At 53.0% G+C, this 14790-nt stretch carries 8 protein-coding genes; 5 read left to right on the top strand and 3 right to left on the bottom strand.

Translation table 11 applies throughout. The features are described 5' to 3' along the window. The first annotated feature begins 2 nt into the window (after positions 1–2). From ACMGDE_RS05285 to ACMGDE_RS05265, 5 genes are all read left to right on the top strand, one after another. Complete coding sequence (locus ACMGDE_RS05285; protein ID WP_436831716.1) at positions 3–3281, top strand: efflux RND transporter permease subunit; 3279 nt, start codon at positions 3–5, stop codon at positions 3279–3281. After that, the gene (locus ACMGDE_RS05280) at positions 3271–4389 is read left to right on the top strand and encodes an efflux RND transporter periplasmic adaptor subunit (RefSeq protein WP_436831715.1); all 1119 of its coding nucleotides are present in this window, start codon (positions 3271–3273) and stop codon (positions 4387–4389) included. The genes ACMGDE_RS05285 and ACMGDE_RS05280 overlap by 11 nt, the downstream gene beginning before the upstream one ends. A gap of 29 nt (positions 4390–4418) precedes the next feature. Beyond that, entirely contained in the window at positions 4419–6023 is a 1605-nt protein-coding gene (locus ACMGDE_RS05275; RefSeq protein WP_436831714.1) for a Na+/H+ antiporter, read from the top strand. A gap of 419 nt (positions 6024–6442) precedes the next feature. After that, positions 6443–9463 (top strand): SusC/RagA family TonB-linked outer membrane protein, encoded by a 3021-nt coding sequence (locus tag ACMGDE_RS05270; RefSeq protein ID WP_436831713.1) that lies wholly within the window; start codon positions 6443–6445, stop codon positions 9461–9463. A 37-nt stretch (positions 9464–9500) separates the two neighbouring features. After that, positions 9501–10967 carry a RagB/SusD family nutrient uptake outer membrane protein gene (locus ACMGDE_RS05265; protein ID WP_436831712.1) on the top strand — a complete coding sequence of 489 codons (1467 nt, stop codon included), beginning with the start codon at positions 9501–9503 and terminating at the stop codon, positions 10965–10967. A gap of 25 nt (positions 10968–10992) precedes the next feature. On the opposite strand, the gene typA is transcribed toward ACMGDE_RS05265, so the two are convergent. The 3 genes from typA to kbl all read right to left on the bottom strand — a co-directional run bounded on the left by typA (position 10993) and on the right by kbl (position 14598). Then, positions 10993–12798: a translational GTPase TypA gene (gene typA / locus ACMGDE_RS05260; RefSeq protein WP_436831711.1), complete on the bottom strand. Its 1806-nt coding sequence runs from the start codon at positions 12796–12798 to the stop codon at positions 10993–10995. A gap of 67 nt (positions 12799–12865) precedes the next feature. After that, on the bottom strand, positions 12866–13384 hold the full coding sequence (locus tag ACMGDE_RS05255; RefSeq protein WP_436831710.1) for a GNAT family N-acetyltransferase: 519 nt from the start codon (positions 13382–13384) through the stop codon (positions 12866–12868). A 23-nt stretch (positions 13385–13407) separates the two neighbouring features. Next, positions 13408–14598 carry a glycine C-acetyltransferase gene (gene kbl / locus ACMGDE_RS05250; protein ID WP_436831709.1) on the bottom strand — a complete coding sequence of 397 codons (1191 nt, stop codon included), beginning with the start codon at positions 14596–14598 and terminating at the stop codon, positions 13408–13410. Positions 14599–14790: the final 192 nt, after the last annotated feature.

The raw sequence follows: 14790 nt of genomic DNA, 5'->3' as shown, positions 1-14790 counted from the left end.
CTATGAATTTAATCCGATTTGCCCTTCGTAAGCCCATCACTATTCTCGTCATCGTAGCGGGCCTGTTTTTCTTCGGTATCAAGGCGACCAGTACCATCAAGGTGGATATCTTCCCTAAACTTGATCTGCCGGTCATCTACCTTTCCCACCCGTTTTCGGGGTATACACCCGATCAGATGGAGGCGATGTTTGGCAAGCAATACATCAATATTTTGCTGTTTGTAAATGGCATCAAAAGTATTGAATCCAAGAATATCCAAGGGCTCACGCTGATGAAGATCAGCTTTTATCCGGGCACCAACATGGCGCAGGCTGCCGCAGAACTCACCGGATTTGCCAACCGTATCCAGGCGATCTTCCCGGCGGGTTCCAATCCGCCGTTTATTATCCGGTTTGATGCCTCTACGCTTCCGGTGGGGCAGTTGGTGCTCAGCAGTGACCAGCGAAACAATAACGAATTGCTGAATTTGGCAAACATCTATGTGCGGGCCTCGTTCACCCGTATCCCCGGTCTTGTAGCCCCGCCCCCCTTCGGAGGCAATGTACGCACGGTGGTCATCAAGGTGGATCCTGAACGCCTCCGCTCCCATAACCTTTCACCGGATCAACTGGTGGCGGCGCTGCGGTTCAACAACCAAACCGCTCCATCGGGCAATGTACGCATGGGAGACAAAAGCTACATTACCCCCACAAACACGCTCATTGACGAGATACAAGATTTTGAAAACATCCCCATTTTCAAGGGCGGCATATCCAACCTCTACGTTCGCGATGTGGCCTCGGTGGAGGATGGGGCCGACATTACCGCGGGATATGCACTCGTCAATGGCCGGCGCTCGGTGTACCTCAATGTGTCGAAAAGCGCCGACGCTTCCACCTGGGAAGTCGTGCAAAACCTGAAAAAATCGCTCCCTGAGATCCAAAGCCAGCTGCCCGAGGATGTACAGTTAAGCTACGAGTTTGACCAGTCAACCTACGTAATCAACTCGGTGAAAAGCTTGCTCACCGAAGGGGTTATCGGAGCCATCCTTACCGGCTTGATGGTCATCCTGTTTTTGGGCGACCTGCGGGGCGCATTAATCGTGATCCTCACGATTCCCACCTCGATCATTGCCGGGGTGCTGTTTCTCAGTCTCTTCGGGCAGACCATCAATATCATGACACTCAGCGGTCTTGCGCTGGCGATTGGCATCTTGGTGGATGAAAGTACCGTCACGATCGAAAACATCCACCAGCATCTGGACATGGGCAAGCCAAAGGCGCTGGCCATTTGGGATGCTTGTAAAGAAATCGCCTTTCCGAAATTACTCATCTTGCTCTGTATCCTCGCTGTGTTTGCCCCCGCATTTACCATGGGCGGCATCCCCGGATCGCTGTTCCTTCCGTTAGCATTGGCCATCGGCTTCAGCATGACCGTCTCTTATTTTTTGGCGCAGACCTTTGTGCCCGTGATGGCCAACTGGATCATGAAGACCAAACATCCTAAAAACAAACATGGCCAGACCATGAGCGATGCGGAGGAATTTGCAGCATCGGGATTGGATGCCGAAAGCGAGGAAGATACCTGGAATCAAAAGAAAGTATTGGTGGAACGTGAAGACAGCAACCGCGATGGCAAGGTGAGCTTCTTCGAGCGCCTGCGCATGCGTTACCTCCGGTTCATCGAACGGATGATGCCTTACCGCAAGCCGATCGTGATCGTTTATGTGCTGGTGGTTTGCGGTATTGCGGCACTGCTCATGATGAGCATCGGCCGGGACGTACTCCCTAAAGTGAATGGGCGTCAGTTTCAGGTGCGTTTGCGTGGAGAGGAGGGCACTCGTATCGAACATACGGAAAAAATCACGCTGGGTGCCATCACCGCGATCAAGGATGTTGTCGGCGCGGAGCATGTATCCATCACCTCCGCCTATGTGGGCAATCACCCTGCGCTGTTTTCCATCAGCCCAATTTTTTTATGGATGGCGCAGCCCCATGAGGCGGTTATTCAAGTGGCGCTATCCGGAGACTACCACACGGACCTGGACGAGCTGAAGGAACGTATCCGCGCCCGACTCAGAAAAGACCTACCCGGTGTGAAACTCTCTTTTGAACCCATCGAACTGACGGAAAAAATACTCAGCCAGGGATCACCCACACCGGTAGAAGTGCGGCTATCCGGACGGGACAAGGCCTTGAACCGGCAATATGCGCAACAGGTGATCGACAAGCTGTCTGCAATGCCTTACCTGAGGGATGTGCAGTTGGGGCAGTCTATTAATTATCCGGCCATCAACATTAAGGTCGATCGGGTGCGGGCCTCACAGCTGGGACTGGATATGACCGATGTAAGCCGGTCGCTCATCGCCGCCACATCTTCCTCCCGCTTTACGGAAAAGAGCACCTGGGTAGATACCAAAGCGGGCTATAGCTACAGCGTACAGGTGCAGGTGCCCGAAAGCGAGATGGCCAGCCTCAACGATATTGCCGAAATACCGCTGCTCAGCAATAGCACACGGCCTGTGCTGGGCGATGTGGCGACGATCACGACGGGCACGACCAACGGCGAGAATGATAACTTAGGGGCGCTGCCGATGTTGTCCGTTACCGCCAATCTCAACGATGTGGATCTGAACACCGCTGCAAAGGGCGTAAAGGCAGCCATTGCTTCGCTGGGCGAGTTGCCCCGCGGGCTCAGTGTAGAGCTGATCGGATTGAGCCAAACGCTGGATGAAACGATGAGCAGCCTGGAAAACGGGCTGGTGGTGGCCATCATCGTTATTTTCCTGATGCTGGCGGCCAATTTCCAATCATTTAAGGTATCGGGGATCGTGCTGGCTACGGTGCCTGCCGTGATCGTGGGTTCGCTGTTGCTGTTGATGGCTACAGGCTCTACATTGAACCTTCAATCCTATATGGGGATGATCATGTCGGTCGGCGTATCCATATCCAATGCCGTCCTGCTCATTACCAACGCGGAGCAACTCCGCAAGCATAATGGCGATGCGTTATTGGCGGCCCGCGAAGCCGCTGCCCTGCGGATGCGTCCCATCTTGATGACAGCCCTGGCCATGATCGCCGGCATGATCCCGATGGCCATCGGACACGGCGAGGGCGGGGATCAGTCGTCCCCATTGGGCCGGGCAGTCATTGGAGGCCTGGCGGCTTCCACGTTTGCCGCCCTGTTCATCCTGCCGCTTGTATTTGGTTGGGGGCAGGCACGGGCCACCACCCAAAGCGTATCCTTGGATCCCGAAGATGAAGAAAGTAAACATTATATTCCATCGAGACATGATGACTAGCATTGTTCCCATAATCGCACTGGTTGCAAGCGCCGCCCTTTGGCAGGCGTGTGGTTCCTCGAATGCGGAGGGCGAATCCAGTGACGCCGCCGTTGAGGCGGAAGTGCCCTCGATCGCCGCGTTTGAGTTGAAGCATGATCGGCTTTCCTCGACACTCAAGATACCGGGAGAACTCATCGCCTACCAGCAAGTAGACCTGTATGCCAAGGTAAGCAGCTTCATCAAGACCCTGCATGCGGATGTGGGCAGTGAAGTGCGCGCCGGGCAATTGCTGGCCACCCTGGAAGCCCCGGAACTTAACTCCCAATTGCTGGGTGCAGAATCACGGCTCAAATCACAGGAGGCCACGTCTTTGGCCAGTAAAGCCACATATGCGCGTCTATTACAAACCAGCAAGACCCCTGGCACCATATCACAGAATGATTTGGAGCTGGCGCTAGCCCGGCAAAATGCGGATTTGGCCCAGCTGGAAGCCGCCAAGGCGGCACATGCCGAGGTGGCCGACATGCGCAACTACCTCGAAATACGGGCTCCCTTCAGCGGGGTTATCACGGCGCGCAACGTCAGTCCGGGGGCCTATGTGGGACCTTCAGGACGCGGTTCGGAAGCACCCATTTTTACCCTGCAAGATCATGAGCATCTTCGCTTGGTGGTCAGTGTGCCAGAATCGTACACGGGCTATCTCCAAAAAAACGGCAAAGGGACATTCACCGTCAAATCGCTTCCCAACCAACCCTTCGAGGCCGAGGTGAGCCGGTTAGCTGGAGCACTGGATACCCGATTGCGTTCACAACGGATGGAGATGGATGTCAACAACGCCAAAAAACAATTGCTGCCCGGCATGGTAGCCGAGGTGGAAATCCCGCTCAATGGTCTGGCCAACGGTTTCGCGGTGCCTTCGTCTGCTGTTTTACGCAGCACGCAGGGCGTATACGTCATCAAGGTAGAAAATAACAAGGCGATTTGGACGCCGGTTACCACGGGAAACACGACAGCTGACCAAACCGAGATATTTGGCGATATCAAGGAGGGGGACCAACTCATTGAACGGGTGAGTGAAGAAATCAGAGACAGCTCGTCGGTCGCCATCGCAACGTCCGCCCCATAGGTGACGCAAAAATCCATATTTTTGCCTCCATGATCGAACACCAGTTGCTGCTCATCCTTGCCCTCTTCTTTGCCATGGCGTTGCTTTACCTCCTTAGCCAACGCATCAAGATCTCCTATCCCATATTCTTGGTCATCGGTGGACTGGGGATCAGTTTCATACCTGCTGTGCCCAATATTACAGTCGATCCGGATCTCATCTTGCTTATTTTCCTGCCGCCACTGCTATTTGAAGCAGCCTGGTATACTTCGTGGAACAACTTCTGGCGATGGAAACGGTCGATCCTCATGATGGGTTTCGGCCTGGTTTTCTTTACGTCGCTCGCCATCGCCTACTTTTCGGTCAACATCATTCCCGGTTTCACATTGGCACTGGGCTTCCTGCTTGGCGGCATCATTTCCCCACCCGACGCGGTGGCGGCTACCTCGGTGCTCAAGGGGATAAGCATACCCCGCAGAGGGCTTACCATCCTCGAAGGCGAAAGCCTGATAAACGATGCTGCCTCATTGACGGTGTTCCGCTTTGCCGTGGCGGCTATCCTGACCGGACAGTTCGTTTTGCAGGAGGCCGTTACCGATTTTTTCGTGTTGGCCGTCATGGGTGTATTTGTCGGATTGGTCATTGGCCACATCCTCTACTTCATTCTCCGCTATTGGGCCAAGTCTTCCAGCATCACCACACCAATTACGCTTATTGCTCCCTACATCATGTATGTCGTGGCGGAAGAACTGGAGTGGTCAGGTGTCCTTGCGGTGGTCAGCGGCGGGTTGTTTTTGTCGTTTCGCTCGAAAGACTACCTCAACTACCATACCCGCATGCAAACCAAGGAAGTGTGGGAAACGGTGGGGTTCCTGCTCAACGGGTTTGTGTTTATTCTGATCGGATTGGAACTACCGGTGATCGTAGATGGCTTGGGAGACTACTCGATGGAAGAGGCCATACGGTATGCCCTCCTGATATCGGCGATGGTCATTGTCATCCGGATCGTGCTGGTGTATATCACCGCATTCATCCCCCGCTGGGTTAGTCCGCGGGTAAGGGCGAGGGAGCGGAGCCCTGGGTTGAAACTGCCCTTCATCATCGGTTGGGCAGGTATGCGGGGTGTCGTATCGCTGGCTTCGGCCCTGGCTATTCCGCTAGCGCTCCAAAACGGCGATGCTTTTCCGCAGCGCAACCTCATCTTATTCATTACCTTCGTGGTCATCTTGGTCACGTTGGTCTTTCAGGGACTTACCTTACCCTTCTTTCTCCGCCTCCTAAAAGTAAAAGAAGTGGACGATATCGTCCCGATTGAAGAACAGGTGGAATCCATCCGGCTACGGCTTGGCAAACAGGTGGTCTCACACTTGGATGGCCACTACCAAGAAGAGATGGCAGCACACGAGACGATCGCCCGCATCAAAGAGCAATTTGTCCGCAGCATCCAAGCAACGGAACTGGCACTGAATGAAGACATCAAAAAAAATGAACTTGTTTCCGTCAGGCGGCTTCAAAAGAAAATCTCCCTGGAATTGCTTGAACTGCGCCGGGCCGAGCTGCATCGCATCGCAGAAGAGAAGCGATACGATGATGAAGTAGTCCGCGACCTCGAACACAACCTCGACTTAGAAGAAGCGCGCTTGAACAAATGGTGACGGCTGGCCTGACCGCATCCAACATTTTAAAAACAAATCTGCCGCAACGCTGTATATTAAGAAGTTCCAGCATACTTCAAACAAACACATTCATACGCTAGCCAATCCATAAACTTTGGTTTGGGGTAACGTTAAACGGATATGAAACCATCATGATTTTTCAGACCACACAGTGGGATGAATAAATCTGATAGCTTCATCACCTTTTAAGAACAAATTATATACAGATGAAAAAAAGTGTTTCGGTACAAATGCTCCAACATGTTAGTTGTTGTGTATTATTACTTTTCCTCTGTGGCCATTTAAGAAGTTATTCCGCAACGTTTTCGGGATTTAATCAGCAATCCATCCAACAGGACACCTCCAGGAAGGACACCTCCCGGAAGGATACTGCTCAGAGGGATACTACTCAACGTGCCGTGAAAGGAAAGGTGACAGACCCCGATGGCAAACCCCTGCCGGGTGTTACCATCGGGGTCAAAGGCTCGGATATACAGGCGCAGTCGAATGAGCAGGGTGCATTCGAGATTCAAGCGTCGACGGACACCGCTGCCATGCTGGTTTTCTCGATGCTCGGGTTTGAAACGTTCGAAATGCCCATGAGCCTGGCCAATGGGCAGACCGTAACACTGGTACCCGCTGAGGCACAAAAACTTGACGAGGTAGTGGTGATCGGCTACGGCACGGTGCAGAAAAAGAACCTTACCGGTTCGGTCAGTTCGTTGCGGGGCGATGCCTTCCAAAACAACGCCATTACGAATACTGAAGATGGTATCGCCGGAAAAATAGCCGGCGTGCGCGTAAGTCAGGGCAGCGGCGCTCCGGGCAAATCTGCCAATATCAAAATCAGAGGCGTCAACTCCATCACCGCGTCGAGCAACCCGCTTTATGTTATTGACGGGATCCCGCAGGACCATATGCGGAATGTAAACCCGAGGGATATCGCCTCGATGGAGGTGCTGAAAGATGCTTCTTCCGCGGCGATATACGGCGCAAGGGGCGGCAACGGCGTCATCGTCATCACCACCAAGTCGGGGTCGGCAGGAGACACGAAAGTCGATTTCAGCAGCTATGTCGGGCTTCAGGAAGTAGACCGCTTTCTACCCATGATGGACACCCATGACTATACGGCTTACATCCGGTACCTGCGTGATTCGCGCTTCCAGCAGGCAGGAGGAGATCTGTCATTGCCCCTCTCCGGGCGTCCGGCAGAATACCAATATCCCGAGAGTTATTTGAACCCATCGACCCTCCCTAACACCAACTGGCAGGAGGAGGTCTACCGGAGGGCCCAGATGCAAAACTATGCCTTAAACGTATCCGGTGGCGGGGACATCGGCACCTTCCTGCTGTCGGGCGCATACCTGCGGCAAGATGGGGTCATGCAGCATACCGGATTCGAGCGGTATAACCTACGGGCGAATACGGTGTTCAATATCAGTGAAAACGTGAAAGTGGGCGCTAATGTGGCCACATCGTTCAACCGGATGAATGACCCGCAGACCGACGGTAAGGAAAGCAACGCACACTATGCCTTGGCGATGCCTCCGGTAGTCGAGCTCGATCAAAATACGGAGGCCACGGGCTACTCGCCCGCCCAAACCTATGTAAACCCGCTGGCCCGCCTTCGCGAGATGACGGCTGCGGCAAAAGCCAATGAATTGCAAATCAACAGCTTTGCTGACTATACACCACTCGAAGGGTTGACGCTGCGCACGCAGCTCGGCTATATCTCATCACACGCGGCGTACAATGAATTTCTACCGGCAAATGTCAATAGGGGCGCACAGGCCAATGGCTATGCCTCCAGCACGGACAATTACACGTTCAGCATCCAGAATACCGCAACATACCGCCCGGAATTGGGTGAAGATCATGTCCTGGAGCTGTTGCTGGGCCAGGGCTATGAACGTATCCGGCAGGAAATCCTTGCCGCCGCTGGCGATGGTTACCCGAATGACCTGTTGCCTACGCTCAATAACGCTAATAATCCTACGCTGGCGAGTACCACCATCGGCGAGAGCGCCACGACCTCTTTTTTCGGGAGGGCGCAGTATAACTTCCGCGACAAGTACCTGCTTTCTGTCAGTGCCCGCTACGATGGGTCGTCGCGGTTCGGACCAAACAGCAAGTGGGGCTTGTTTCCCGCGGTGTCTGCCGGTTGGAAGCTCAGCGAAGAACCCTTCCTGCAAGACGTCGAATGGTTGTCATTGCTCAAAATACGGGGATCGATGGGCCGCGCTGGCAATGACCGGATCGGCAATTATGAGCATGTATCGCTCCTCGGACGGCAGGACTACAACCTGAATGGGCAATTGGTAACGGGCATGGTGCCTAGCAACCTTGCAAATGAAAACTTGAGCTGGGAAACCACGTTGTCCCGGGACATCGGACTGGATATTTGGCTGTTGAATGATCGTATTCAGTTTGCCGCCGATGCATACTTCAATAAAACGAGCGACCTTTTGTTGAATGTGCCCACTACGCGGGTGAGTGGATTTTCGACCATCAGGCAGAACATCGGCGAGGTGGAAAACAACGGGATTGAGTTGCAGGTGACCTCGCAGCATATCAAAACCGAAGACTTTCTTTGGACGACTTCGGTGAATTTCTCGAAGAACCGCAACAAGGTGCTTGCTTTGATCCCCGGAATCGACCAGCTCAACATGTTAACGACATTGAATGATTTCAATGCCTACGCAACCATCGTGGGCGAACCCATGGGGGCCTTCTATATGTACCAAACCGACGGACTGTTATTGGCGTCGGATTTTGACGAAGCAGGCAACCCGTTGGTTCCCATCATCAATGGGCAATTGGAAGGTAACCTCAAAATCGCAGACCTGAATCAGGACGGCCAGATCAACGAGGATGATCACACCATCGTCGGAAATCCACAACCTGATTTTCTGTGGGGGATATCCAATAGGCTTTCTTACAAGGGATTCGACTTTAGCTTTGATATCCAAGGGCAGCATGGAGGCGACGTGTTTTACCTGGGCAGGCGCGGTTTCAATAACGGTCTGGGCGAAGGCACCAACCAGTACCGCGATTGGCTGCATGCCTATAAGCCGGCTATGTTCAGTGCCAATATTCCCGCGGGGGTAGATATGAGTTGGGATGGCGAGACCCCCAGTGTCGTCGGCGTGAATCCGGTATACAATGACACTTGGGTATACGATGCGACATTCGTGCGGATACGCAACGTGACGTTGAGCTATAACTTTGCCCAATCGCTGCTAAAAAAATGGAATGTGAGCGTCCTCCGTTTATTTATTATGGCCGACAACCTGCATACGTTTACCCGGTATCCCGGTTCGAACCCCGAGGCTAACAATGCCGGCGGCGCGGGCTCGGATGAAAATACCCGCCCAGCGACGGACTACGGAGGGTATCCGATATCCAAAAGGTTTACCCTTGGGGTGAATGTCTCGCTTTAATGTAGTCCCGAAGATGAAGCATGAAAACGCCAATAGCATGAAAACGACGAAACTGCTTAGCCTATTGATTATTTCGGCAACCCTGTTGTGGTCGGCCTGCAGCAAGGACCTCGACCTCGCGCCGGAGTCGTCATACCATACCGAAGATTTCTACAAAACCGTCAACGATTTCAGGCAGGCCCTGTTCGGCGCTTATGGGGGCCTGAGGGCCGTGCACGGGTTCGACTACCCCATGATGATGGAAAGCCTAAGTGACAATATCAACACGCAGCAAAACACCACCAACAATCCCCTTGCTCGCTTCGGCTTTACGGCTGGCGACGATCGCATCTTGGGCGTTTGGTCGGCCTATTGGAGCGTGATCAATCGGACGAACAACATACTCGACCAGATCGATGCGGGGGAATTCCCCAATGAAGAAGTACGAACCATTATGAGCGGTGAAACCCGGTTCATCAGGGGATACTGCTACTTCCAGCTGGGGTGGATCTTCGGCGGTGTGCCGCTCATCGATCGGGTGATGACTGCCGAGGAGATCGCCGCCATTCCACGGACCACCCAGGCGGAGACGTTTGCGTTCGCTGTTTCTGACATGGAAGCGGGGGCAGAGGTCCTCCCCGAACACCAAGGGGGCGATAATCTGGGACGGGCTACCAAATTCGCTGCGAAAAGCATCCTGGCGCGCCTGCACCTTTTTACGCGCAACTACGAAAGCGCCAAACCGCTGTTGGAGGAAATTCTTGCATACGACGGACTGAGTCCGTATGAAACCTTCGCCGACTGTTTTCTCAATACGAAGGATAATGGTTCAGAACATGTATTCCAGATCCAGTTTACGTCTGGTCTGAATAGCCAAGGGAACCCCTTGGTGTACTCGCTCGTTCCGGAAAACATCCGATCCGAGCAGTTTCCGCAGGGTGGCCGCTCTACCTGGCTTGCCGTTTCGAACGATTTATATGAATCATACGAAGAAAGGGATATGCGCCGTGACGTGACCATCCAAAAAGGTTACGCTACCAGCAACAATGTGGTCGACAGCCTCACGCTGCTCTACATCAAATATGCCCACGGGACGGTGCCTCCCAACAATGTGGATAATGATGTCAACCTCTCCATCGTACGCATCACCGACGTGCAGCTGATGTATGCCGAGGTGCTGAACGAACTGGGCTACGTGGCCGATGGCGATGCATTTGCATTGGTCAATGGCGTGCGCAACCGTGCCGGATTGGATAGCCTGCAAGCATCAGACGCGCCGGACCAGGAAACATTCCGCGAAGTGCTATTTAAGGAGCGGCGGCTAGAATTTGCGTGTGAAGCATTGCGATGGTTTGACATCGTGCGGCAAGGTCCGGAAAAAGCCACGGCAATCATGAACACCTTCTTGGCCCGCCCCGAAGAAGGCGGGGGCGGGATAACCTTCAATGCCAACTACCTCCTGATGCCCATCCCGGCAAGTGAGCTTAGGACGAATCCCGCGCTGGAACAGAATCCCGGTTATTAAGCCGGCATGGATGCATCCGGCTATCCTAATGGAATTTCTTGGCGTTGACTTTCCGTTCGTTTTCGTTGAGGTAGATCTTCCGAAGCCGGATACTTTGAGGCGTCACTTCAATATATTCATCAGCTTGGATGTACTCCATGGATTCTTCGAGCGAGAATTTGATCGCCGGCGCGATGCGCGCATTGTCATCACTTCCTGATGCCCGCATATTGGTGAGTTGCTTGCCTTTCACGAGGTTGATGACCAGGTCGTTATCGCGGATGTGTTCGCCCACGATCTGCCCTTCGTACACTTCTACACCGGGGTCCACGAAGAAACGGCCGCGATCTTGGAGCTTGTCGATGGAATAGGCTGTGGTCTGTCCTTTTTCCATGGATACCAACACGCCGGCCAACCGGCCAGGTATGGTGCCTTTCCAGGGTTCATATGCTTTGAAACGGTGCGCCATCACGGCTTCGCCCGCTGTAGCGGTAAGCACGTTGTTGCGCAATCCGATAATGCCCCGGGCAGGAATGTCAAATTCGAGGTGTTGCATATCGCCTTTTGTCTCCATCACCAAGAGCTCGCCCTTGCGCTGGGTCACCAGTTCGATCACTTTGCCCGATACTTCCGCTGGTACGTCTACGACGAGCGTCTCGATGGGTTCGCATTTCACGCCGTCGATTTCCTTGATGATGACCTGCGGCTGACCCACCTGCAACTCATACCCTTCGCGGCGCATGGTCTCAATCAATACCGACAGGTGAAGGATACCCCGCCCATAGACGAGATACGAATCAGGAGAGTCGGTCTGTACGACCTTAAGCGCCAGGTTTTTTTCGGTCTCTTTGTACAACCGTTCTTGGAGGTGGCGTGATGTCACGAATTTTCCTTCCTTGCCAAAAAACGGCGAGTTGTTGATGGTAAAGAGCATGTTCATGGTCGGCTCATCGATCTTGATGACCGCCAACTGCTCGGGATTTTCAAAATCAGCAAGCGTATCGCCAATGTCAAATCCTTCGATGCCCACCACGGCGCAGATATCACCGGCCTTTACTTCAGACACCTTTACCCGGCCCAGCCCCTCGAACGTATGCAGTTCTTTTACACGTGACTTTACAATCTTTCCGTCTCGTTTGACTAACGATACCGGTTGGTTTTCCCTGATGACGCCCCGGGCTACGCGACCAATGGCAATACGGCCTACGAAAGAAGAATAATCCAACGAGGTGACCTGCATTTGCAACGTGCCCTCTGCGTAGGGCGCCGAAGGGATGTGTTGCAAGATCGCATCGAGCAAATCGGTAAAATTGTCCTTGGGTTGCTTCCAGTCGGTAGACATCCAGCCCTGCTTTGACGAGCCGTACAGCACCGGGAAGTCCAGCTGCTCTTCGGTGGCGTCAAGGCTGAAAAACAAATCAAAGACAGCCTCATACACCTCATCGGGGCGGCAGTTTTCCTTGTCGACCTTGTTCACCACCACAATGGGCTTGAGGCCCAGGGCAAGTGCTTTTTGCGTCACGAAGCGGGTCTGCGGCATGGGGCCTTCAAAGGCATCCACCAAGAGAATAACCCCGTCGGCCATCTTCAATACCCGCTCCACTTCTCCACCGAAGTCGGCGTGTCCGGGGGTGTCGATGATGTTGATCTTGATGTCCTTGTACATGACGGACACATTCTTGGAGACAATGGTAATACCCCGCTCACGTTCGAGGTCATTATTATCCAATATGAGTTCACCGGTCTGCTCGTTCTCGCGGAAGAGATTAGTGAAATGGAGGATTTTGTCTACCAAGGTTGTCTTACCGTGGTCAACGTGCGCAATGATCGCTATATTTCTGATTTTCTGCATCCCAGCCAAACGTTTTGTCAGTTTTTGAGGGCGCAAAGGTATGGAAAAATCGGGACATTTAATTGTTTCATGCTATTCTTTTCCCAAGTATTTTCAGCCCACGTTCTTGACCATAGACCAACGCCACGTTAGGAAGGGTCGCCCAATCGTCAAACCCCAGGCTGCTAAACAGCTTCAAACTCGGTTCATTATGCGAAAAAATGAATGCAAGCAATGTTTTCACACCGAACGTCGGTGCACGGTCAATGCAATAAGCCAGTATTGCCCTGCCCAAACCCCGACCCCGATACCGCGCATCCAGGTAAATGCTGAGTTCAACCGTTGCCTGATAGGCGGGCCTTCCATAAAAGGATTGAAAACTGACCCATCCCACGATTTCACGGTCGGCCTGCTCGACGATCCACAGCGGCCGCTGATCCGGATGGTGCTCATCAAACCACTTTTGCCGGCTATCAACCGCAACGGGTTCAATATCGGCCGTCACCATTCCAGAAGGGATCGTGGAATTATAAATCTCCACTATTTTTGCCAAGTCTTCTTGCCTGGCATCTCGATAGCGCAATCGCTCCCCGGTTTTCACGATCATGTTCTTGTAGACGTCCTTGTTGACTATTTCAATACCCCCAACTCCTTGCCGACGTTGACAAATGCCGCAATGGCTTTATCGAGGTGATGCTGCTGATGCGCCGCAGATAGCTGTACCCGGATGCGGGCTTTGCCTTTGGGTACCACCGGATAATAAAAGCCGATGACGTAAATGCCTTCTGCTAGCATCCGCGCGGCAAACTCCTGCGCCAATGGGGCATCATAAAGCATCACAGGTACAATGGGATGTTCGCCGGGTTTGATGTCGAAGCCCGCTTCGGTCATCTTCTTCCGAAAATATTTCGTATTGTATTCCAGCCTGTCGCGGAGTTCAGTGGTTTCACTCAACATCTCCAGCACGGCGATGGAGGCCCCTGTAATCGCTGGAGCCAATGTGTTGGAAAACAGGTAAGGTCTAGACCGTTGGCGCAACATGTCGATGATTTCCTTGCGGCCCGTGGTGAATCCGCCAGAAGCACCCCCCAGCGCCTTACCCAAGGTGCCGGTAATGATATCCACACGCCCCATTACTCCGTGCAGCTCGTGCGTGCCGCGTCCGGTCTTGCCAATAAAGCCTGTACAGTGCGATTCGTCAATCATTACCAATGCATCGTATCGGTCGGCCAAATCACAGATATCCGCGAGCGGAGCGATACTGCCGTCCATCGAAAAAGCCCCGTCGGTCACAATGATCCGGTGGCGCGCGCTTTGCGCTGCCTTGAGCTGCGCCTCCAGATCGGCCATGTCACAATTTTTATAACGGAAACGCTGGGCCTTGCAGAGCCGCACCCCATCGATAATGGAGGCATGGTTGAGCTCATCGGAAATGATGGCATCTTCAGCGCCGAATAACGGCTCGAACACCCCGCCGTTGGCATCAAATGCGGCCGCATAGAGGATGGTGTCTTCGGTGCCGAGAAATTCCGAAATCTTGGCTTCCAATGCTTTGTGGATATCCTGCGTGCCGCAGATAAACCGTACCGACGACATCCCATATCCATGTGTATCGATGGTGTTTTTGGCCGCCTCGATGACTTTAGGATGCGAAGAAAGACCCAAATAGTTATTGGCGCAGAAGTTAATCACTTCCTCTCCGCCTTCGATCTTGATATCGGCCCCCTGCGGGGTGATGATCACGCGTTCGTTTTTATGTAATCCAGCGTCTTTGATATCCTGCAATTCCTGTTGCAGCGTGGGTTGGAGGGTTTTGTACATCGTTCGTGAGTTTGCAGACAAAAATAGGGTTTTTTGGGAGACAACGACAACTTGGGAAACCCTGTCTGACAAGTTTGCCAATGAATTCCAAACAAATTTAAATTAAAGTACAATTAAAGATCCTAGTCATTTTATTGTTTATCGTCTTTCTATCGTGTTTTTATCGTTTGTCTATCGTCTATCATACGATAG

The organism is Parapedobacter brassicae (assembly GCF_051400755.1).
Lineage (GTDB): Bacteria > Bacteroidota > Bacteroidia > Sphingobacteriales > Sphingobacteriaceae > Parapedobacter.
This window is presented reverse-complemented; position numbering and strand designations above follow the sequence as displayed.